Below are 22,861 nucleotides of genomic sequence, written 5' to 3'. Positions count from 1 at the left end.
AAAAACGTCATTACGGGGTTATCAGCAGATGGACCAAGTTCAAGGTTCACGCGTCGTCGTGCCGATGGAGGGGGCGCGAAGCCCGGCCGCGGCCCTCGTCCACGCACGCGGCGGGCATCCCGCCTACCGGCCCGACATCGACGGGCTGCGTGCGGTCGCCGTCGTCTCCGTCGTCCTGTTCCATGCGTTTCCGAGCCTGTTGCGGGGCGGCTTCGTCGGCGTCGACCTCTTCTTCGTCATCTCCGGCTACCTGATCCACGCGCTGATGCTGCGCGAACTGGACCAGCGGACCTTCTCGTTCGGCGACTTCTACGCGCGGCGCGTCAAGCGGCTGTTCCCCGCGCTGCTGCTGATGGGCCTCGCGAGCTACGCATTCGGCTGGTTCAACCTGCTCGACAGCGAGTTCAAGACGTTCGGCAAGCACCTGATGGGCGGCGCGCTGTCGGTGACCAACCTCATGCAGTGGCAGGAAGCCGGCTACTTCGACACCTCGGCCGAGCTGAAGCCCCTGCTGCACCTGTGGTCGCTCGGCGTCGAGGAACAGTTCTACCTGCTCTGGCCGATGGCGCTGTGGCTCGCCTGGCGGCGGCGCATGTCGATCGCGCTGCTCGTCGCGGGCGCGGGCCTCGCGTCGTTCCTCGCCAACGTCCTGACGGTGAAGCTGTACCCGGTGGCCGACTTCTACTCCCCGCTCACCCGCGCCTGGGAACTGATGATGGGCGGCATGCTGGCGATCCGCCATCACGCCGCGCCCGGCGCATCGTCCGCCCAGGCAAACCGCAAATCCGCGGCGGGCCTCGTGCTGCTCGCGCTGTCGATCTGCGTGCTCGACAAGGACGCGGCGTTCCCGGGCTGGTGGGCGCTGCTGCCGACACTCGGTGCATGCCTGCTGATCGACGCCGGCCCGCAGGCATGGATCAACCGCACCCTGCTGTCGCAACGTGCGATGGTATCGATCGGGCTCATCAGCTACCCGCTCTATCTGTATCACTGGCCGCTGCTGTCCTATGCGCGCATCACGTGGGGAGAGACGCCGCCGTGGACGCTGCGCGCCGCGCTCGCGCTGGCCGGCTTGCCGCTCGCCTGGCTCACCTACCGCTTCATCGAGCAGCCGCTGCGCCGGCGCGCACGCACGCCGCTCAAGGTCGCGGCGCTCGTCGTGCTGATGGCGGGCATCGCCTACGCCGGCTACACCACGTACCGGCGCGACGGCCTCGCGTTCCGGATGTCGCATTCCGTCACGCGTTTCGCGCAGGACGTCGACCTCGATGTCGACCGCGATTGGCGCAGGCATGCCTGCTACCTCGAAGGCGACGCCGACAATGATCGCCCGTTCGCGCCCGCGTGCACGGAAGCCGGCGCCGCGCCCCTGTTGTTCCTGTGGGGCGACTCGCACGCCGCCGCGCTGTATCCGGGACTCGTGCAGCATCGCGACGTGCTCGGCATGCGGATCGCGCAATACACCGCCTCGGGCTGCCCTCCGCTGATCGGCGCGCAGGCGGTCGCGCCGCGCTGCGCGGCCATCCACGCGCGCATCCTGCGCCAGCTCGCCGCCGCGCATCCCGCCACCGTCGTGCTGACGGGCCGCTGGCTGCCCGAGCAGTTGCCAAACCTGGCGCCGACCGTCGCGGCCATCCGCCGCGCCGGCGTGCAGGACATCATGCTGATCGGACCCGTGCCGCGCTGGCAGGATTCGCTGCCGAAGGTGTACTGGCGCTACTGGCGCGCGGAACATGCGCCGCTGCCGGAGCGCTCGACCTTCGGCCTCGAAGCGGATGTCCGCGCGATCGACCAGGAGGCGCGCGCGACCGCCGCGACGCTCGGCATCCGCTACCTGTCCGGCTACGACGCGTTCTGCGATGCGCGCGGCTGCCTGACGCGCGTCGGCGGCGACGCGTCGGCGGACCAGCCCGGCAAGATCGTCACCTTCGACGACGCGCACCTCACGCCGGCGGGCGCGGACCTGTTGGCCGCCACGCTCGCGCGGCGGCTGCACGCCGCGCGCTGAGCGGGCCGCGGGCTCGGGTCGCGGCGTGAGCCCGCGAGCCCGCGAGCCCGCGAGCCCATTCAAACGTCATATCAATGCACGCCGACGCGCGCCCGCGCGTCGGGCGCGCGCCGCCTCATCGATTTTCCGCAAGTCAAACGTCAGCCCGCGAAACCGGCGTTCGCGACATCCGCCCGGCGTCGTGCGCAGGCGCGGACCCGCCGCCCGGCTTCACGCCCAGCCGGTTTCGCGCGTCCCGACGGCATGCCCCGCGTGCGACGACTGTCATGGGTTGTCATCACGCGATGAGCGTTCATCGCCTATGATGAACCGGTGCGCGCCGCGAGCCGCACGCCGAAAGCCCGACGACGCCTCGACGGAGGCGTCGCCGCAGCCCGCGAGCGCGCCGAGCGGGCCCCCCAGTCAGGATGACAGCCGATGACGGAACGAGCAGCTCCGACACGTCTGCCGGGCGACGCCCTGCGCCGACGCTTCCTGGATGTGCGCACGCACAGCACCGCGCTCGCCGCGCCGCTGAGCGCGGAGGATCAGGCCTTGCAGTCCATGCCGGACGCGAGCCCGACCAAGTGGCATCTCGCGCACACGACCTGGTTCTTCGAGACCGTCGTGCTCGCACGCCACGCGCGCGGCTACACGCCGTTCGACGCGCACTACGCCTATCTTTTCAATTCCTATTACGAAGCGCTCGGCCCGCGACATGCGCGTCCGCAGCGCGGGCTGCTGTCGCGGCCGTCGCTCGACGAGGTGCGACGCTACCGCGAGCACGTCGACGCCGCGCTCCTGCGTTTGCTGGACGACACGCCGGAGGGCGCGCGCGGCGCGTTCGCCGCCGAGATCGAGCTGGGCCTGCATCACGAGCAGCAGCACCAGGAGTTGATCCTGACCGACATCCTGCACGCGTTCTCGCTCAATCCGCTGCTGCCCGCGTACCGCGCGCACGCCGCGCCGCGCGCGGTCGCGCCGTCGGGCGCGCTGCGCTGGCTGTCGCACCCGGGCGGCGCGGTCGAGGTCGGCGATGCGGGGCGCGGGTTCGCCTTCGATAATGAACGGCCGCGCCATCCAGTGCTGCTGCAGCCCTATTCGATCGGAAACCGCCTCGTCACCAACGGCGAATACGCGGATTTCATCGCGGACGACGGCTATGCGCGCCCCGAGCTGTGGCTGTCCGACGGCTGGGCGACCGTGCAGCGCGAAGCGTGGCGCGCACCGCTCTATTGGCAGCCGGGCGACATGCGCGGCGATTGGCTCGTGTTCGGGCTCGGCGGCGCGCACGCGCTCGATCGCACGGCGCCGGTCGCGCATCTGAGCTTCTATGAGGCCGCCGCTTATGCGGAATGGGCGCAGGCGCGCCTGCCGACCGAATTCGAATGGGAGGCGGCGAGCATCCTGCCCGGCATCGCACAGGTCAGCGACAGTGTATGGCAGTGGACGCGCTCCGCCTATGCGCCGTATCCCGGCTTTCGGCCGCTGCCCGGCATCGCGGCCGAGTACAACGGCAAGTTCATGGTCGGGCAGCAGGTATTGCGCGGGGGCAGCGTCGCGACGCCGTCCGGCCATGCGCGACCGACCTATCGCAACTTCTTTCCGCCGGCAGCGCGCTGGCAGTTCTCGGGAGTACGCCTTGCAAAGGATGCCTGACGACCTCGACGCGCGCGACGCGTTCGATACGATGCGCGCCAGCCCGTTCGGCCGCGATCTGCTGGAAGGGCTCGGCCGCACGCCGCGCAGCATCGCGCCGAAGTATTTCTACGACGCGGCCGGGTCCGCGCTGTTCGACCGGATCTGCGCGCTGCCCGAGTATTATCCGACGCGTACCGAATACGCGATTCTCGGCCGGCATGCGGGCGAGATCGCGGCGCGGATCGGCGCAAAAGCGCAGTTGATCGAGTTCGGCGCGGGCTCGCTCGCGAAAATCCGCATCGTGCTCGACGCGTTGAACTCGGCGGGGCTCGCGCCGCGCGCTTATCTGCCGGTGGATATTTCCGCCGAGCATCTTGCACGCGAGGCGCTGACGTTGCGCGCGACCTACCCATCGCTCGACGTCAGGCCGGTGGTGGCCGATTACCTGCAGCCGACGCAGTGGCGGCCGCTCGAGCAGCTGGACGGACGGCGCGTCGGGTGCTTCCTGGGGTCGACGATCGGCAATTTCTCGATTGCCGAGGCGACGGCGTTTCTACGTCACGCGGCGGCGCTGCTCGCGGGCGGCGCGTTGTTGATCGGGGTCGATCTGGTGAAGGACCCGGCCATCCTGCATCGCGCCTACAACGATGCGGCGGGCGTGACGGCCGCATTCAACCTGAATCTGCTGCGGCGCGCGAACGCTGAACTGGCGGCGGATTTCGCGCTGGATGCGTGGGCGCATCGCGCGTTCTACGATGGCATCCGGCAGCGGATCGAAATGCATCTCGTAAGCCGCCGCGATCAGGCCGTCCAGGTCGCGGGCCGGCGTTTCAGATTCGCGCAGGGCGAAACGCTGCACACCGAGAACTCGCACAAGTTCACGATCGATGGATTTCATGCGTTGGCGCGCGAGGCGGGGTTCGTGCCGGGGCCGGTTTGGATCGACGACGCGCATCTGTTCAGCGTGCATTGGCTCGACAGCCCGGCTCCGCACACGCCCTTGCACACGCCGTTGTCGTGAAAGGGTGACGCGCGTGGCGTTGCGCGACGCCTCGTGAAAAGCGCCACCCCACGGAATGCCCGAGAGGATCGGGGCGGGCCGGTCGGGAGCGGCCCTGGATGGTCATCGGCCTCGCGCCCGGGCCGACACGCGAAAGCCGGCGCCACCCGGCTCACGAACCTTCGTGAGCCGAGCGGGGCCCGGCGCATCAGGATGCGCGCGTCGACGTCAGATTGAGCGCCACCGCCTGCGCGACTTCGATGCCGTCGATCGCGGCCGAATAGATGCCGCCCGCGTACCCCGCGCCTTCGCCGGCCGGATACAGGCCTTCGACGTTCATGCTTTGATAGTCGTCCTTGCGTCGAACCCGGATCGGCGACGACGTGCGCGTCTCCACGCCGGTGAGCACGGCGTCGTGCATCGCGAAGCCCGCGATCTTCTTGTCGATCTCGGGCAGGGCTTCACGGATCGCTTCGATCACGTAGTCCGGGAGCGCGGTGCTGAGATCGGTCGGGTGCACGCCGGGCTTGTACGACGGCGCCACGGAACCCAGCGACGTCGACGGCCGGCCCGCGATGAAATCCCCGACCAGCTGGCCGGGCGCCGAGTAATCGCCGCCGCCGAGTTCGAATGCGCGCTCTTCCCATTTGCGCTGGAACGCGATGCCCGCGAGCGGGCCGCCCGGATAGTCTTCCGGCGTGATGCCGACGACGATGCCCGCATTCGCATTGCGCTCGGCCCGCGAGTACTGGCTCATGCCGTTGGTGACCACGCGGCCCGGCTCGGAGGTCGCCGCGACCACCGTGCCGCCGGGGCACATGCAGAAGCTGTAGACGGCCCGGCCGTTGCTGCAGTGGTGGACCACCTTGTAGTCGGCCGCGCCAAGCTGCTTGTGGCCCGCGAACTTGCCGAAGCGGCTGCGATCGATCAGCCCCTGCGGATGTTCGATGCGGAAACCCAGCGAGAACGGCTTGGCTTCGATATAGACGCCGCGATCGTGCAGCATCTGGAAGGTGTCGCGCGCGCTGTGGCCGACCGCCAGCACCACGTGGTCGCAGCGCAGCGTTTCCCCGTTCGAGAGCTTGAGCGCGCGCACCTTGCCCTGATCGATCTCGATGTCGTCGACCCGGGTCTCGAAGCGCACTTCCCCACCGAGTTCGTGGATGGTCGCGCGCATTTTTTCCACCATGCTGACGAGGCGGAACGTGCCGATGTGCGGCCGGCTCAGATACAGGATGTCGTCCGGCGCACCCGCCTTGACGAATTCGTCCAGCACCTTGCGGCCATAGTGGTGAGGATCCTTGATCTGGCTGTACAGCTTGCCGTCGGAGAACGTCCCGGCCCCGCCTTCGCCGAACTGCACGTTGGATTCGGGATTGAGCACGCCCTTGCGCCACAGGCCGAAGGTGTCCTTGGTGCGCTCGCGCACGGCCTTGCCGCGTTCGAGGATGATGGGGCGGAATCCCATCTGCGCGAGGATCAGCCCGGCGAACAGCCCGCACGGCCCCATGCCGATGACGACCGGGCGCAGGGCCTCGGTATGCTCGGGCGCCTTCGCGACGAAGCGGTACGCCATGTCGGGCGTCACGCCGCAATGCGGCTTGCCGGCGAGCCGCTCGAGCGCGGCCGCTTCGTTCTTGACCTCGACATCGACGATATACGTCAGCTTGATGTCGGCGCGCTTGCGGGCGTCGTGCGCACGGCGGAACACCGTATAGCGGAGGAGTTCGTCTGCCGCCACGCCGAGGTCCGCGAGGCGCGCCCGGATCGCGGCTTCGAGATCACTTTCGGGGTGATCGAGGGGGAGTTTGACTTCGCTTAGACGTAACATGAGTACTGGAATGCGGTCGCCACGGCGTCGTGGCGGTGTTGAGACAGGCGGAGGCCGGCATGCGGGCGGCGGCGCCACGTGGGCCTCTCTGATCGCGGGAACAGCGCGACGAGGGGCGGCGCACCGACCCGGCCCGACCACTCGGGCGCGTCAGGATATCGGAGCATACAGCGCGCCGTGTGCGGGGAATATTCTTCTGATTCCAACCCATTTTGAAGCGAAAAGTGCTTCGTCATGTCGGCACCGGCGAGTGGTTCATGCGAGAACCACGCCATGCGGGCTTGACCGCCCGGGTTGTCCGAACGGGCCGGCGGAGCACATCGATATCCCTGCCGCGCAAGCGTACGGCCGGCCGCCAGAGGAAAGGGAGGCGCGATGCGCTGCGCCCGCAGCCCCGCTTTCCGTGGTGCCGCGATTATAAGAAAGCGTCACCTGGGCTGCAAATCTATTTGGGCCGGCTCCGCGTCGGCCCCGACGCCATTGGATCTCTCCTGCAGCCGAACGCGGATTCTCGATCGACGGGACCGTACGTCAGCGCCGCGCGTCGCACGCAATCGACTCGTTCCCGCGACGCCTGCTCGTCGAACGGAACCTCCGTCGAGGCCCGACGGTTCGAGACGTTCCGCCCGGGTTTCGACGCTAAGGCGCATGAACGCTACGCATGTTCCGTACTTCCGCCCGTGCCGAATAGATGGCTTCGAACAATTCTTCGAGTCTTGTCGCGATCTTGAAATAGCACAGGTATTCCGCGTACAGAACCAAGGCCCTGATCGTAGTGCGCTGCGTTCCAGCAAGCAGGGTTGCCAGCATGGGTCGAAGGTCCGCCCAATCCACCAATGAGCGCTCGGCGGCAGATACGCATTGTTCGAAATGGTAGAGCAGGTTGTCGAAGCAGTCCCGGACATAGACCTCGTTCAACGTTTTCGGTATTCGATCAATATTGAGGATCGCGACGAGTTGCTCCTCAGTCACTTCGAATGATTCGGTCGCGTCTTTCTCGTCTCGGGTAAACCGTCGCCCGATCCACGCCCCGAGCATGTACGAGGCCGCGAGCGCCTTGGGATTGGCGTCCAAATCATCGAGCATCTGCTTTGCCAGCTTGGCTCTCTCCCAGGTTCGTCGTTCGCTGCTTTCGGCAAAGTGTTTCCAGATCGCGAATCCGCCGCCAAGGATTGCGACCAACCAGAAAGCCATTTGGAGCAGGTCATACGCCGTATGAAATTCCACTGTGATCCCCCCGTAAGCAGCGCTCCTGCGTGGCCCACAAGAAACAATTATGCGGGTGTACGCCTCTGCAATCTCGCATTTCCACGAAAAATTCGATGCGTTCAACCCTGGGGAATGCGGATCGACAGGGTGTCGATCATGGACCTGCGTCGACACGTTTCCGTCGGCCAGACTGATCGCCTTCGAGCTACTCCGTGGGGGCGCTCCGAGCAGGCATTGATATCCCCGGACGCCCTCGGTGAACGCAAAAAAAGCGCCATGACCCTGGTCATGGCGCTCACCCATCCTACGCGATGCATCCGGCTGGCACCCCGGTCAAATCAACAGCACTTCCCCGCCCCCGACCCATACCGCGCATTCTGCCGTTCGCGGAAAAATTCCTCGTACGACATCACGGGCCGATCGGGATGCGTCGCGCGCATATGCGCGACATAGGTGTCGTAATCGGGCAGGCCCACCATCAGGCGCAGCGCCTGCCCGAGATACCGGCCCGCGCTGCGCAGTTCACCGCCGAGATCGGAGAACATCGCCGGCCTCCCGTCAGCGGCCGCTGCCGAGCACCTGCCCGGCCGGCATCGGCTCGAACGGCGTCTCGCGCGAGGTCGGCTTCGCCTCGCGTCGCGCGCGCAGCACGGCCAGCACGCCATACACCACGATGCTCAACACCACGAACATGAACAAGCCGGCCAGCGTCGCATCGACATAGTCGTTGAAGATGATCCGCTTCATCTGCGCGAGCGACTTCGCCGGGGCCAGCACCTTGCCCTCGTCGAGCGCCGCCTGCAGCTTCGCCGCATGCGCGAGGAAGCTGACCTTCGGGTTCGCGTCGAAGATCTTCTGCCATCCGGCCGTCAGCGTGCAGATCAGCAGCCATGCGGTCGGCACCAACGTGACCCACGCATAGCGCTCGCGCTTCATCTTGAACAGCACCACCGTGCCCAGCACCAGCGCGATCGCCGCCAGCATCTGGTTCGAAATGCCGAACAGCGGCCACAACGTGTTGATGCCGCCCAGCGGATCGACCACGCCCTGATACAGGAAGTAACCCCAGGCCGCCACGCACAGCGCCGTCGCGATCAGGTTCGCCGGCAGCGACTCCGTCCGCTTGAGCGCCGGATGGAACGTGCCGAGCAGATCCTGAAGCATGAAACGTCCCGCGCGCGTGCCGGCATCGACCGCCGTCAGGATGAACAGTGCCTCGAACAGGATCGCGAAGTGATACCAGAACGCCATCATCGCCGGGCCGCCGATCACCTGATGCAGGATGTGCGCCATCCCGACCGCGAGCGTCGGCGCGCCGCCGGCGCGCGCGATGATGGTCGATTCGCCCACCGCCTTCGCGGTTTCGGTCAGCATCTCGGGCGTCAACACGAAGCCCCATTGCGTCACCGTCTGCGCCACCGCTTCCGGCGTCGTGCCCAGCACGGCGGCCGGCGCATTCATCGCGAAGTAAACCCCGGGCTCGATCACGGACGCGGCCACCAGCGCCATGATCGCGACGAACGATTCCATCAGCATCGCGCCGTAGCCGATGAAACGCGCATTGGTTTCATTGTCGAGCAGCTTCGGCGTCGTGCCCGACGAGATCAGCGCGTGGAAGCCCGACACCGCGCCGCACGCGATCGTGATGAACAGGAACGGGAACAGGTTGCCCGACCACACCGGGCCGGTGCCGTCGATGAACTTCGTCAGCGCGGGCATCTTCAGTTCCGGCGCGACCACCAGGATGCCGATCGCGAGGCCGAGGATCGTGCCGATCTTGAGGAAGGTCGACAGGTAGTCGCGCGGCGCGAGCAGCAGCCACACCGGCAGCACCGATGCCACGAAGCCGTAGCCGATCAGAATCCACGTGAGCTGCGTGCCGTTGAAGGTGAACCACGCGGCCAGCGCCGGCGCATCATGCACGTACTGGCCGAACGCGATCGAGGCCATCAATCCGATGAAGCCGATCACCGACACCTCGCCGATGCGCCCCGGACGGATATAGCGCGTATAGACGCCCATGAACAGCGCGATCGGAATCGTCGCGGCGACCGTGAACGTGCCCCACGGCGAATTGGTCAGCGCCTTGACGACGATCAGCGCGAGCACCGCGAGAATGATCACCATGATCAGGAACGCGCCGAACAACGCGATCACGCCGGGCACGGTGCCCAGCTCCATCTTCACGAGATCGCCGAGCGAGCGGCCGTCGCGGCGCGACGAGATGAACAGCACGATGAAATCCTGCACCGCGCCCGCGAACACCACGCCCGCGAGTATCCACAGCATCCCGGGCATGTAGCCCATCTGCGCGGCGAGCACGGGGCCGACGAGCGGCCCGGCGCCGGCGATCGCGGCGAAGTGATGGCCGAACAGCACGTACTTGTTGGTCGGCACGTAGTCGAGGCCGTCGTTGTATTTGACGGCGGGGGTCATCCGCAAGCCGTCGAGCTGCACGACCTTGCTCGCGATGAAACGGCTGTAGAAACGATACGCGATCAAGTAGACGCACACGGCGGCAATCACGATCCACAGCGCGCTGATCCGCTCCCCGTGCGCGAGCGCGATCGTGCCGAACGCGAACGCGCCGAGCAGCGCGACCGCTGTCCATATCAGATATCCGGATGCCCGATTCATGACGTCTCCTGTCTTTTATTGAAATAGGCGGCGTGCGGCCGCGGTGAAAACATGCGCCCGGCTCGCGCGCGCGAGCCGGGACCGGCTATTGTTCGCTTTCACGCCAACGCGAACAAGCGGATTACTACGTATGGCCGATACGTATCATTACGTAGGGGATCGGGCGGGAATCGCCTTCGGCGCGGGCCGGCGCCCGCGTGCGGCCGGCGGGGGACGCCGGCCGGCGCGCTCAGTTCCGGAACGAAAACGGATTGAAGCGCGTGTGGTAGTCGTAGTAGTCGATCTGGTCCATCTGCTTGAGCCGGCGCGAGGCGGCCGTGACGACGGGCAGCAGGATCAGTTCGTACAGCAGCTTCACGGCGACCTGGATGCCGATCATTGTGAACACAACGTCATCGGGCAGACGGCCCCAGAACAGGATCACGCAGAACAGCGCGCTGTCGATCACGACGGCAAGGCCCGTGCTCGACACGATGCGCGCCCACAGATGGCGGCCGGCGCTCGCGACCTTGAGCTTGGCGAGAAAGGTCGTGTTGACGAACTCGCCGCAGAAGTAGGCCACCGTCGACGCGACGAAGGTGCGCGCGAATTCGAGCGCGAGCGCGGGATAGGCCGCGGCCAGCGTCGGGTTCTCCGCTTCCCAGGTGGGCAGGCCCGGCGGCAGCGTCAGCAGCCACATGCCGATGACGAACATCAGGTTCACCACGAGCCCGCCCCAGATCACCATGCGGCTCACGCTGTAGCCGTAGACCTCGGTGATGATCGTGCTGAACGCGTAGGTCATCGGAAACGCGATCAGCGCGGCGGGAATGCCGACGCTGCCCGTGCCCAGGAACGGCAGCCAGTCGAGCTGGATCTCGATCACGCGCGCGCCCGTCACGTTCGACAACATCAGGAAGCCGACGTAGATCAAGGACAGCAGCAGCACGGCGGGCGTGAGCCGCTGCTTGCGCGTGGGAAAGCAGGACAGCGGGACGAGCTGGTCGGTGTAGGCGGCGGCGTTGAGAAAGCCGATATGGGCGACGTCCTTGCGCGAGAACTTGTCGAGCCAGGCCTTTTCGTTCAGGTCGCGCGGCGCCATCCGGAAGGTGGCGCCGGAGTTCCGCTCGCGCACGAGCACCAGCAGTTCATCGCTCTCGCGCATCGGTTCGATGACGGCCTCGATTTCGTGGGACGGAAATTCCATGATCGGCTATTGGGGCGGCGTGGTTGTCGAATCGAGGTGGATCGGGCCCATCGCGACTGGGCGTGTACCGCATCTCGCGCAGGGATCGACGCCTCTCCTCGTCGTCGATCCGGCCGGCTCGCGAAGCCGCGCGGCGTCTCGCACTTGGCATGCCGCACCGCGCCGGGCACCGCGCCGGACTGCGATATATATCACAAGTCCGGGCGCGCGCATTCTCCAACAATCCGAATCACCGCACACCGAATCATCGCGCGAAGCCGCCGCCGTCGCCACGCGAGCGCCCGGTCGCGACGATGCGGATCACGAGCGCCGCCGCCCCGCGCCCCGCTCGCCGGCGCGCAGGCCGAACGCGCCGCGACGAACCGCGGCGCACGTCCGCGCCCGGTTCGCCGCCCGGCGCGCGCGCCGCTCAATGCTTCGCGTCGACCTGCTTCGGCTTCGGCGGCGCCGGCACCTTCGCATACTGGAACGCGGGCGTCGCCTTCAGCGCATCCTTGGTCGCGCCGGGCAGGTAGATGTTGCCGTTGCGCACGTCGAGCGACGCGATCGGCACCGCGACGTCGTGCGCCGCCACGCCGAGGAAGCCGCCCGCCGACACGATCGCCGCCGAGACCGACCCGTCCGGCGCGATGATCAGATCGCGCACCGTGCCGACTTTCTGGTTGTCGTCGTTGTAGACCGCCTTGCCAAGCACGCTCTTCTTCACGCTCCAGCCTTCGAGCAGCGCCTGCGACTGCTCGACGGTCACGCTGAGCGGCTGCGCGCCCGCGATCTGCGCATGCGCGCTCACGCTCGATGCCAGAACTGCCATTGCCACGATAGTTTTGTCGTATGCCATGCTGATGCACTCCGGTCAGGTATAGGCCTCGAAGACATGCCGCCAGCATCCCGCGCCCCCAGGCCGCGGGCCGGCGGGCGGCTCACGCTTCATCGATGAAGCGGCGGCGAACCGCGTCGCCGTCGCGCGCCGCGCGGTCGTTCGGAGTCCTGCTTCCGAAAGCCCGGCGTCACGCGCCTGTCATGGTAGCGTGTCTCGCGCCGGGCTGCCATGAAGCGCGGCCGTGTGCCGCGGCGCGCGGCATCGCTCAGAAACGATGACGCAGGCCCGCGGCCACCACCACCTGCACGTTGTCCGACGACGGCGCGAACGTGTACACCGATGCGTTGAACACGGGATTGCCGCCGCCGTTCGAACGCTTGTACACGCCTTCGACGTAGACGTCGGTGCGCTTCGAGAACATGTAGTCCCCCTGGAGCACGACCTGATGCCATTTCGGCTGCGCGGAACGCGCGCCCGCATCGAAACGACCGTCGGTGTAGGTGTAGCCCACGGCGGCCGACACGGCCGGCGTGAACAGGTAGCGCCCGTCGATCGAGTAGTTGTCGAGCGTGAGCGTGCGTCCGCTCAGCGGCGCGATCTTGCCGCCCGACCAGACGCCCGTCACGTCGTCCGTGGTCGAATGCGTCCACGACAGTCCCACCGACGCCGCGCCGATCCTGTAGCGCCCGGCCACGCCCCAGATGCGCTCGCGTCCGCCGCGAATCGCCGCGCCGCCGTCGGTCGTGCTCAATGCGCCGCTCGGATTCGCGTTGGCCGGATTCGCGTCGCGATCGATCTGCACGTAGGCCGCGCCGAGCGACAGCGGCCCGTTCGCATAGGAAAGGCCCGCGCTGTACGCGCGGTTGTTCGAGAACTGCCCCGCCTGGTTCGAGAACGCATACATCGCCCCGGCGCGCAGCCCGCGATAGCTGGGCGAGACGTACTTGACCGCGTGGTTCATGCGCTGGAATTTGATCGAGTCGTCGTTGTCGAACGGATGCACCGCGAGGTTGCCGCCCCAGCCGGGGCCGGGCACGCCGAGCGGCGACACGAAGTCGATCATGAAATCGTACTGGCGGCCCAGCGTGACCGCGCCGTAGCGCTTCGATTGCAGGCCGACGAACGCCTGGCGGCCGAAGATGTCGCCGCCGTTGCCGATCGCCCCGCTGCTCGGCGAGAAGCCGTTCTCGAGCGTGAAGATCGCCGCCGTGCCGCCGCCGAGATCCTCCTTGCCCTGGATCCCCCAGCGCGTGCCGTTGAGGCCGCCCATGCCCATCGACCAGCCGCTGCCGAGCGGCTTGCCATGGCTGCCCGGGTTGTTCACGTAGGCGATCGCCGTGTCGATCAACCCGTACAGCGTGATGCTGCTCTGTGCCTTCGCGTAGTCCGTCACCACCATGCCGGCCACCAACGACGCCGCGATTTGTCCTGTGCGCGTAAAACTTATTTTCATTCTCATGCAATAAAAACGGGCAGTTCGCGCGGCGGCGCGCGCACGGCATCGCCTGCCGCGCCGTTCGTCCGCTGCGCCGGAATCCTTGCGTCATCCTGCCGACTGTCCCTTATGGCTCGCTCTCCCGCGCAACCCGGCGCGATGCCCCGCCGCCATCGAAAAATCCGCCCCGACGCGCCCGGCAAGGCCCCGCGGCAAGGCCTGCCGGCCTCGTCCGCGACGCGCCGGGCGTCGTCTTCGCCGCGTCGCGAAGCGTACCGGGTTGCGCACCCCGATCGGCACGCCGCGCGTCGACGCCGCCTTCGCGGCGTCGACGCATTTCATGCCGGCCGGGATGGTAAACGACGGTTTGCGCGAAGGCGAACGGCAAATCGCCGCACGGCGCGCGTCAGCGCGTGAACAGCAAACGTTCCGTTTGACGAATGCTGCCATTCTGGTAATACGCGGCGTACCACTTCGCCGGGTTCTTCTTCAGGCACAGCGGCGCGGCCGCCTTGCCCGCCGCTTCCACGCGCTTCAGCGCGGCCGCGAACGCATAGTGATCGACGAGCCGCAGCCCTTCGATCGCGAACGCCGTCGCGATCGCGCGGTCGTAGATCGCGAACAGGTTGTCGCCGTTATGGGTCTCGCCGCCCTCCGAGAGATTCGACGAGCCGCCGAACACCACCGGGTTCGCGCCGTTGAAGTCGATCACCACGAACTTGTGGTGCACCACGTGCGCGGCCGCGCCGTGCACTTCGAGTTCGGTATTGAACGGCGGCGGGAAGGTTTCCGGATTCGCCTTCGAATAGACCAGCTCGCCGCCGCGATTCGGCGTGAAGACCTGCGTGCCGTCGACCGTGTCGTCCGCGGGATCGACATCGTCGGAAATGCCGTACGAGAATATCTTCGGATCGTCGTGCAGCTTGCTCAGCGCTTCGAGCACCTTGCCCGCGCCCTTGAGTTCCATCACCGCGAAGATCACCGAGCTGTCCGCGTGCTCGATCGCCTCCAGCAGCGTGTCGAGCGAGAACGTCGGCGACCTGTGCGGCGCGAACGACAGCTTCACCGCCGGCAGGCCCGGCTCCGTCAGGTTCAGCTCCGTTTGCGAGATCGCGTTCGCCTCGAAGGGGCCGAGCTTCAGGTCCGCATCGAACGCAACCTGGAACGCCATACCGTATTCGCCCGCGATCGCCGCGTTGTCGAACACGACGACATGATTCGCATTGACGTACAGGCCCGTGATGGAGAAGTTGGTCGAGCCGCTCAGCACCCGCACCGCGCGGCCCTGTGCGTCGCGCTTGATCAGCACCTTGTTGTGCTGATACCGCCCGAAGCGGCCGCGCTTGAAATTCCCCGCCTGCCCGTCGGCCGCCGCCGCGGCGATCGCGGCGAAGGCCTTGCCCGCGACCGTGTCGTCGCCATGCTGGCGCGGATCGTTGTCCGCCAGCAAGCGCAGGCGGCCCGCACCCGCCATCAGTTCGAGCGCGGTGACGAGATCGGGCTCGTTCAGGTCGTAGACGAACGCATCGAGCGTGCAGGCCGCGTCGGCATGGCAATCGTTGAGGAAATCGACGATCGCCTGGCGCGCATGGCCGCCGAGCCAGGTCCACTCCTCCTTGAAGGGCCCGGTCGCGAACTGCCAGTCGCCGCCCGGCTTCGGTTCGTACGGCGCGTTGTGAAACCTGTCGGCGTAGGCCTGCGACGACAGATAGCCGCGCGTGAACGCCACTTCGATCGGGCCTTCCCTGAACGGGCCCACGTCGATCCGAAGGTCGACGCGCTGGTCGTCGACGAGGTCGGTCGTTTCGTCATCCTTGAAACGCTTGACGACGACCTCGTAGCGGAACGCGCCCGCCGTCCCGTCGGGCGGGAAATCCAGCCACCAGAATTTCTGGAACGGCGCCGTATCCGACGGGAAGAACTTGCCCGTCTTCGAGACGGCCCGATCCGTGTAGGCGCCCGCGAAATTCAGCCGGTTGCCGAGCCACGTCCATTGCTGGCTCGATGCGGGCGCGCGGCGGATCGCGAAGCCCGCGAGCTTGTCGACGAGGTGATCGGCCAGGCTGAACGCCAGCATCACGCAGCGGTCGCCGGCATACGCCTTGACCGTCAATCCGCCCGCGGCGGCCGTTGCATTGAAAACTTGTGTCATCACGTGTTCCTCATGGAGGCGTCAACGGAGAAAAATCCGGCCGGGCAGGCGGCGGCCATCGCAAGACCTTGCATGGCGCGCCGCCTTCGCACGGCGGCAATCGGCTCGATTGCCGCGCCAGCATAAGCAGCCGATAGGGCACGAATGTGATGATCGGGAAACAGCGGGAAAGGATTGAAGGGGTGCTGCAGGACGGTGCCGCTCGAACGGCGGCCGATGCCGTGGGCGCGGCGGCGCTTCGGCGCGCACCCGACGCGACGATCGTTCGGGCTGCGATGCGGGCCGCCTGACCTCGCATGCGTGACAACGCCATGTTCGACGCCGTACTGTCACACGGCCCGGCGCTCCGGCGCCGAACCCACGCGAGCCGCCGCCACAAACAAGCGCGCCCGCCGGCCATGCGGGCGCGTGCGGCGCCGCGCACTGTGAACGACCGAAGCTCTTCGCGACGCCCACGGCAACCTCATTGCAGGTTCGCCTCATCCTTCACGATGTGCAACTCGCGCGTGCGCACCGGCAGCGCGCACTGCGCATCGGTCAGCGCCTTGCGGACCCGGCGCGCCAGCGCCCAGCGCACATCCCAGAACGCGTCGGTATTCGACCAGACCCGCACGTTGAGCACCGCCGTGCTGTCGTCGAAGCGCATGACCATCACGCGCGGCTCGGGATCGGCCAGCACGCCCTCGCTGCGCGCCGCGAGCGCGCGCAGCGCCTCGATCGCGCGATTGACGTCGTCGCGCATCGACACCTCGACCTCGAGATCGAGTCGACGCGTGGCATTGCGCGTGTAGTTGCGGATCGAATTGCTCCACAGCGCGCTGTTCGGCACGTATTCGCAGATGCCGTCGGGCTTCGTGAGGCGCGTGGTGAACAGGCTCACTTCCTCGACCGTGCCGGCCACCGAGCCGCCGCCGCCGTCGATATAGTCGCCGACCTTGAACGGCCGCAACAGCAGCAGCATGATGCCCGCCGCGATGTTCTGCATCGTGCCTTGCAGCGCGAGGCCGATCGCGAGGCCGGCGGCGCCCAGCACGGCGACGATGCTCGCGGTCTGGATGCCGAGCTGCGAGAGCGCGCCGACGATCGCGACGATCCGGATGCTCCAGACGCTCACGTCCGCGATGATCGGCCGCAGGGTGTCGTCCACGCGCGATTGGCGGGTCAGCACGCGGTTGAGCCAGCGGCCCACCCGCTTCGAGATCCACCAGCCGACGACGAGGATCAGGAGGCTCGTGCACAGGCTGATCGCGAAGGTCGTCAGCGCGTTCCAGAGGAAGGTCCAGCGGTCGGGATGAATATGGGAGAGCAGGGATTCCATGGTGAGATCGTTCAGGGTCGGGGTCCTCGCGGCGCGGCCGCAACGGGTGGAACGGACGCCGGGCGCGATGCGGGCCCGGGCGGCGGGACGCTGGAAACCGGCCGCGGCCCGCGCCCGAGGCGGTTCCGGCGGGCGCGGCGCCCCGCCGGACGCGGGCGGCCGTTTCCAGCAAAAACCGGGTTGGTGTGCTTCCAGCGCGAAGAGTTCACTGGGTCCGCCATATTCGGACAAATCTCAATGACAGGGGGCCCGTCCGCTCCCATCCCCGGAGGCCGCGCATTCGGGGATAATCCGCTTCGAACGACGACACGACCCATGACGGAGTATCCATGCGTAACACAATGATTGCCCTGACCTTGCTGGCCGCTTCGACACCCTGTCTCGCCGACGGCGTTCGCATCCCCGAAGGTTTCGTGGATGGCAATGCCTATCAGAAATTCAGCGCGCTGGAGAAGCAGCGCTATCTCGACGGCGTCGTCGACGGTTTCTATTTCGGCCCGGTGTTCGCCTATCAGAACCTGTCGCGCGTGGTCAAACTGAAGGAGTGCGTGACCAACCTCCATCTGACGGACACGCAGCTCGTCAAGCTCGCCGATCAGTACCTCGCGGGCCATCCGCAAGCGCTGGGCATGCCGATGCACGGCAGCGTCTTCGTGACGCTGCGCGACGCATGCGCGAAGGGCGGCGCCGCGATCGACTGAACCCCGCCGGGCTCCCCCCGTGCCGGCAGGCTTCGCGACGGCCGCCCGGTGATGTCGATATCGCCGGACGGCCGCCTCCCGTGCGCGAATCAGTCCGCGCGGGCCAGCACCGCGCCGGTCCGCACGCCGTCACGCGCCCACCAGTACCGCCCCGCCCGCTGCTGCGGCGCATGGATCGCGAGATACGTCGTGCTCCAGAGCTGCGCCGCGTTCGACTCCGTGACGTCGGTGCTGCGCGTGCCGAACGCGTCGCTGCGATAGCGTCCGTCCACGTAGGACCAGGTCCACATCTCCGACGCCCGCATCTCCTTCGCGTTCTCGACCATCTGCCACAGCCGGGTCCGGGTCTGTTCGAGCAGCGTGCGCGTCGAGGCAGGCAAATCCTGGCGCGCGAGCTGCCGGTCGAGCCCGGCCGCCCACAACGCCTGCTGCCACGACCACACCACCGTGCCGTGGTACGCGGAACTCGAGAACTTCGGCCACAGCGACTCGTCCGCGTAGACCGGGTTCGCGACCAGCATGCCGATGTCCGTCGCCAGTCCCGCCGGGAACGGACGCATCATGTCGGTCGCGATGCGTTCGAGCATGTCGGCGGGCGGCGCGCCGAACACCAGCGCGAACCCGCCATCCGAATTCATCACGCCGACCGGCTGCCCCTGCGCGTCGAGCGACACCGCGTAGAACGACAGCGGCCCGCCGGGCGCGGCCGCCGCCGGCACGCCGACCTGCGCCGCATAGCGCGCCACCCGCGCGGCCGCCTGCGCGGCCGGCACCGTCACCTGGAAGCGGTTCGGCGCCTCGGCTTCCCACACCGCCGCCGACGCGGCCGCGGTCGCGAGCTGCGCGCGCTGCCCCGCGTCCAGATACGGATCGAGCAGCCCGCGCGCGAGGAACGCGCCCGTCGCGCGCAACGCGGCCGGCACCAGCACCGCGTTGACGTCGTAGGGATAGACGCCGCCGCCGAGGCCATCCGTGCTGTCGCGCCAATTGCCGACGATCTCGCCGCGCCTCAGCTGGATCAGGTTCGCCACGACCGGCTGCGCGGCGAACGCCTGCGCGCTGCCCGCGACCCGCATCAGGTTGCGCACCAGCCGGCTGCCGTTCGACACGCCGTCGCGCCCGACCTCCGCGAGATAGGCGCGCGCGCGCGCCTGGCCGCGCGGATCGTCGATCAGCCACGCGGACAGGATCGGCGCGAGCAGGTAGTCGCCGTCGATCATCTTGTAGTCGTAGGTCGGCGTCGGATCGTTCGCGCGGCCCTGCTTCTGGTTGTCGATCAACGCGAACTCGCCGATCCCTTCCTCATGCGCGACGCGCCCGTCCGTCGACAGCCGCGCGAGCACCGCGCTCAGGCCCGCCTCGACCGCCACCGGCTGCAAGGCCGGCATCAGCATCCGCAGCGAGATCAGCGTATCGCGGCCGAAGTAGGTGTCGTACTGCCACGAGCCCGCGAGCAGCTTGTCCTCGTAGCTCAGGAACGCCAGCACGTTCTGGCTGCGGTCGTCCGGATTGACCGCCGACGTGAACAGCGCCGACTTGTCGATGGGCGTGAGCGGCGTCTCGCCCGTCACCGCCTCCACATGCACGCGCAAGGCCCGCGCGCCGGCCGCCGCGCGCAGGCGGGGCTTGCCGTCCGGTCCCGCCGTCACGCCGCCGCCCTCGCGCAGGCTCACGCGCAGCGCATAGCCGGGCGCGCCGTCGACGCGGTCCCGCGCCCAGCTCACGGTCGAGCCCGTGATGGTCGGCGTCGCGCCGATCGCGTCGGGAATCGACGCGCCGCCGTTGTAGTCGCGCAGGAAGCGCACGGAACTCAGCACCGCCGCGCGCACCGTCAGCTGATCGGTGTCGACCGTGAGATCCGCGCCGATCCCGTACTGGTCACGCCCCTTCGCGTCCTTGACGTGCACCGACGCGACCGGCGCGTCGAGCGTCCAGTTCACCGCTTGCGGCGTATCGTCGAACCACAGCCCGGTGCCGCTGTTGCCCGCCGGAAATATCGCGAGCAGCCTGGGCTTCGCGGACGAACGCGCGAGCAGGTGCGCGGCCACCTGGTCCTGCCGGTAGAACGCATTGATCTGGCCGCCCTCGTCGATCCTGAACTGCAGGGCCGCCGTGCCGCCGTCTCCTCCTCCGTCGCCGGCCGACGGCCGCGTGCTCGTGCCGTCGTCGCTCCAGCAACCTGCCAGCCCAACGCTTAGGAATGCCAATATCTGCAACGATATGAGCGAGCGTTTCACATCCATCCGTGCCTCCAGTTTTTATCGTGAATCATTCGGATTGTTGCCTCGTGACCTTAAATCAGAGGATTACGGATTGCAAACAGCAGCGCGCCGACATTGAATGGAATCATCGATGCAGCCAATCCGATAGCATGCGGAGGCGACGTGGAAGGACTTGGGATCGGGGGGATCGGGCGGTGTTGGTCAGGCCGCGCGCAGCCGGACCATGAGGCGCGGCGGGGGCCGCCGGAACGCGCGCGGCGCGCGCGGGCCCTGAGGTCCGCGCGCGCCGGCGTCGTAGAGGCAAACAGCGGCGGCGCGACCGCGCGCCGCCGTTCAGGTCAGCGTTGCGACGCGTCCAGCACCTGCCGCTGGCGCGGCTCGCCCTGGCGCGCGAGCATCCAGCCCGGATACTCGCCCGGCAGCGCGCCGGCCTTGTCGAGCGTCGCCAGTTCCTCGGCGCTCAGTTGCACCGCGGTGGCCGCCACGTTGTCCGCGAGTTGGTCCGGACGCTTCGCGCCGATGATCACGCTCGTCACGACCGGCTGATGCAGCAGCCACGCGAGCGCGACCTGCGCGACCGACACGCCGCGCGGCGCGGCGATCGCACGCATCGCGTCGATCACGTCGTAGGCGCGGTCGAGCACGACCGGCGGGAAATCGAACGTGGTGCGCCGGCCGCCCGCCTCCGACGCGCCGTCGCGCCCGTACTTGCCGCTCAGCAGCCCGCCCGCGAGCGGGCTCCACACCATGAGGCCGACGCCTTCGCTGCGCAGCATCGGCGCCAGTTCGCGCTCGAGATCGCGGCCCGCGATCGTGTAGTACGCCTGCAGCGACGCGAAGCGCGAGAAGCCGCGCCGTTCCGCGATGCCGAGCGCCTTCATGATCTGCCACGCGGCCCAGTTCGACACGCCGACATAGCGCACGTGCCCTTGCTGCACGAGCGTATCGAGCGCGGCCAGCGTCTCCTCGATCGGCGTCGCCACGTCGAAGCCGTGCACCTGATACAGATCGATGTGATCGAGCTGCAGGCGCGCAAGGCTGGCCTTGACGCCTTCCATGATGTGATAGCGCGACAGGCCGCGCGAGTTCGGCCCGCGCGTGCCGGTTTCGCCGAACACCTTGGTCGCGACCACGACGTTCTCGCGCGGCACCTTGAGGTTCCTCAACGCCTGTCCGGTGATGATCTCCGAGCGCCCTTCCGAGTACACGTCGGCAGTATCGATAAAGTTGATGCCCGCGTCGAGCGCGCCGCCGACGAGCCGCTCCGCGTCTTCCTGCTGCACGTTGCCGATCTGGCTCCAGAGCGGGCCCTGGCCGCCGAACGTCATGGTGCCGAGACACAGTTCCGAGACGAACAAGCCGGTATTGCCGAGTTTTTTGTAACGCATGAGGGTCACTCCCGTTGCAAGACATGCCATCGCGCACGGCCCGCCGGACACGTGTCCGGCGCAGCCGCCGCGGGTGACTCATTATGCGAGCGCCGCGGTGCGCGACGGATGCCCGATCCTGCGTCATTCCTGCCTGTTTCTCCATGCTTGCGCGCCGGACGCGCGCGCATCGGGTCGGCCGGCGCCGGCGACTATGCGAAGCGCCCGCTCATTGCCACCGCCGAGGCGTGCCGCTTGGTCCATCGTCAAGGAGTCGATCTCGCGCGCGCCCGCGCGCTGATCACACCGCTTCACAACATGATGCGGGCCTGTCCGCAGGACACGGCGAACGATATCGATCAGTTGATCGATGCGTTCGAGACATGCGCGGCGGCGCTGGTCCAAGCCCCCGACGGCCGCCTCGACGCTCGAACCCCACCCCTCGCGCCGGAACCGACGCCGGTGCGCGCGCGTCTCCGTCGAGACCTCGCGGGGGTCCCACGGTCCCGGAGCCGGAGCCGAGCGCCCCTCCGGCACGCCGCCGGGCGCGCCGGCCGGCGACTTCGCCCATCACGGGCGCGAGCCAATTAGAATCAGGCCTTCGATAAAAACGAGAGGGCAACCGACATGAAAGCTGGCATGCGTCCCGACGCCGCGCTGTTCAGCCTCGCCAACCTGATCACGCTCGGCTCCTTGAGCGCGAGCCTGATGCTGATGTCCCTCGTGGCCGCCGGGCACTTCGCGCCGATCGGCGCGCTGTTCGTCGCCGCGCTGGCCTGCGACGGGCTCGACGGCTTCGTCGCGCGGGCGCGCGGCACCACCGGCCCGCTCGGAGAGCGGCTCGACAGCCTGATCGACGTCGTATCGTTCGGCATCCTGCCGCCCGTCGTCGCCTGGGCGTATTGCGGCCACGCGGGCGCGCCTGCGCTGCTGCCCGCGATGTTCGTGTATCTGGCGTGCGCCGCGATCCGCCTCGGCAGATTCAACATCCAGCCCGACAAATCGGTGTTCTTCGGACTGAACAGCCCGACCGCCGCCACGCTCGTGATCCTGCCGGTATGCGTCGCGTTCGACCGGTATGGCGCGACCCCGCCCGCGTGGTTCGCCACCTTCGTCAATGGGTCGCTGGTGCTCGCGGGGCTGCTGATGATCAGCCCGTTCACCTACGTCAGCACCAAGAAACTGCGCATCCGCATGCGGCCGTTGCCGCTGCTGGCGGTTGCAACCGGCGTGGCCGGCGCGTTCATTGCACTCGGCGCGGGCGCGGCGCTGTACGCGCTGGTGCTGCTCTATACGTTGTCGGGCCCCGGCCGCGCGCTCGCCGGCCGGGTCCGCGGGCGCGCATGACGCGCGCC

At 67.9% G+C, this 22,861-nt stretch carries 16 protein-coding genes; 5 read left to right on the top strand and 11 right to left on the bottom strand.

The window, feature by feature from the left end; translation table 11 throughout:
- Positions 1 to 28 precede the first annotated feature (28 nt).
- The 3 genes from Bsp3421_RS05245 (at position 29) to egtD (ending at position 4,649) form a co-directional block, all read left to right on the top strand.
- The gene (locus tag Bsp3421_RS05245; RefSeq protein ID WP_273997269.1) at positions 29 to 2,008 is read left to right on the top strand and encodes an acyltransferase family protein; all 1,980 of its coding nucleotides are present in this window, start codon (positions 29 to 31) and stop codon (positions 2,006 to 2,008) included.
- Between the two features lie 417 nt (positions 2,009 to 2,425).
- On the top strand, positions 2,426 to 3,646 hold the full coding sequence (gene egtB, locus Bsp3421_RS05240; protein ID WP_273997268.1) for an ergothioneine biosynthesis protein EgtB: 1,221 nt from the start codon (positions 2,426 to 2,428) through the stop codon (positions 3,644 to 3,646).
- Positions 3,639 to 4,649: an L-histidine N(alpha)-methyltransferase gene (gene egtD / locus Bsp3421_RS05235; RefSeq protein WP_273998289.1), complete on the top strand. Its 1,011-nt coding sequence runs from the start codon at positions 3,639 to 3,641 to the stop codon at positions 4,647 to 4,649. Before egtB ends, egtD begins: the two co-directional genes overlap by 8 nt.
- Positions 4,650 to 4,836: 187 nt before the next feature.
- Here the strand turns inward: egtD and Bsp3421_RS05230 are convergent, their stop codons facing one another.
- The 9 genes from Bsp3421_RS05230 to Bsp3421_RS05190 all read right to left on the bottom strand — a co-directional run bounded on the left by Bsp3421_RS05230 (position 4,837) and on the right by Bsp3421_RS05190 (position 17,216).
- Complete coding sequence (locus Bsp3421_RS05230; RefSeq protein WP_273997267.1) at positions 4,837 to 6,459, bottom strand: NAD(P)/FAD-dependent oxidoreductase; 1,623 nt, start codon at positions 6,457 to 6,459, stop codon at positions 4,837 to 4,839.
- Between the two features lie 639 nt (positions 6,460 to 7,098).
- Positions 7,099 to 7,653, bottom strand: coding sequence for a hypothetical protein (locus Bsp3421_RS05225; protein ID WP_273997266.1), 555 nt, complete (start codon positions 7,651 to 7,653; stop codon positions 7,099 to 7,101).
- Between the two features lie 353 nt (positions 7,654 to 8,006).
- The gene (locus tag Bsp3421_RS05220; RefSeq protein ID WP_273997264.1) at positions 8,007 to 8,213 is read right to left on the bottom strand and encodes a YbdD/YjiX family protein; all 207 of its coding nucleotides are present in this window, start codon (positions 8,211 to 8,213) and stop codon (positions 8,007 to 8,009) included.
- Positions 8,214 to 8,226: 13 nt separating this feature from the next.
- Complete coding sequence (locus tag Bsp3421_RS05215) at positions 8,227 to 10,305, bottom strand: carbon starvation CstA family protein (RefSeq protein ID WP_273997263.1); 2,079 nt, start codon at positions 10,303 to 10,305, stop codon at positions 8,227 to 8,229.
- 229 nt (positions 10,306 to 10,534) lie between these two features.
- Positions 10,535 to 11,491, bottom strand: coding sequence for a queuosine precursor transporter (locus Bsp3421_RS05210; protein WP_273997262.1), 957 nt, complete (start codon positions 11,489 to 11,491; stop codon positions 10,535 to 10,537).
- 409 nt (positions 11,492 to 11,900) lie between these two features.
- On the bottom strand, positions 11,901 to 12,329 hold the full coding sequence (locus tag Bsp3421_RS05205) for a PRC-barrel domain-containing protein (protein WP_273997261.1): 429 nt from the start codon (positions 12,327 to 12,329) through the stop codon (positions 11,901 to 11,903).
- Positions 12,330 to 12,576: 247 nt separating this feature from the next.
- Positions 12,577 to 13,770 carry a porin gene (locus tag Bsp3421_RS05200; RefSeq protein WP_443111472.1) on the bottom strand — a complete coding sequence of 398 codons (1,194 nt, stop codon included), beginning with the start codon at positions 13,768 to 13,770 and terminating at the stop codon, positions 12,577 to 12,579.
- 382 nt (positions 13,771 to 14,152) lie between these two features.
- Entirely contained in the window at positions 14,153 to 15,898 is a 1,746-nt protein-coding gene (locus tag Bsp3421_RS05195; RefSeq protein ID WP_273997259.1) for a phospholipase D-like domain-containing protein, read from the bottom strand.
- Between the two features lie 463 nt (positions 15,899 to 16,361).
- On the bottom strand, positions 16,362 to 17,216 hold the full coding sequence (locus tag Bsp3421_RS05190; RefSeq protein WP_273997258.1) for a mechanosensitive ion channel family protein: 855 nt from the start codon (positions 17,214 to 17,216) through the stop codon (positions 16,362 to 16,364).
- A gap of 329 nt (positions 17,217 to 17,545) precedes the next feature.
- On the opposite strand from Bsp3421_RS05190, the gene Bsp3421_RS05185 reads away from it, so the two are divergent.
- Entirely contained in the window at positions 17,546 to 17,917 is a 372-nt protein-coding gene (locus tag Bsp3421_RS05185; RefSeq protein WP_273997257.1) for a hypothetical protein, read from the top strand.
- Between the two features lie 89 nt (positions 17,918 to 18,006).
- Here Bsp3421_RS05185 and Bsp3421_RS05180 read toward each other — a convergent pair whose 3' ends face one another.
- Both Bsp3421_RS05180 and Bsp3421_RS05175 read right to left on the bottom strand, forming a co-directional pair.
- Entirely contained in the window at positions 18,007 to 20,160 is a 2,154-nt protein-coding gene (locus tag Bsp3421_RS05180; protein WP_273997256.1) for a hypothetical protein, read from the bottom strand.
- A gap of 317 nt (positions 20,161 to 20,477) precedes the next feature.
- Positions 20,478 to 21,527, bottom strand: a complete 1,050-nt coding sequence (locus Bsp3421_RS05175) for an aldo/keto reductase (protein WP_273997255.1) — start codon at positions 21,525 to 21,527, stop codon at positions 20,478 to 20,480.
- A 606-nt stretch (positions 21,528 to 22,133) separates the two neighbouring features.
- Between Bsp3421_RS05175 and Bsp3421_RS05170 the strand changes: the two genes are divergently transcribed.
- The gene (locus Bsp3421_RS05170) at positions 22,134 to 22,853 is read left to right on the top strand and encodes a CDP-alcohol phosphatidyltransferase family protein (protein WP_273997254.1); all 720 of its coding nucleotides are present in this window, start codon (positions 22,134 to 22,136) and stop codon (positions 22,851 to 22,853) included.
- Positions 22,854 to 22,861: the final 8 nt, after the last annotated feature.

The sequence above is a fragment of the Burkholderia sp. FERM BP-3421 genome, from assembly GCF_028657905.1.
Classification (GTDB): domain Bacteria; phylum Pseudomonadota; class Gammaproteobacteria; order Burkholderiales; family Burkholderiaceae; genus Burkholderia.
Note: the sequence above shows the minus strand (reverse complement) of the source record. Positions and strands in the feature narration are given on the sequence as shown.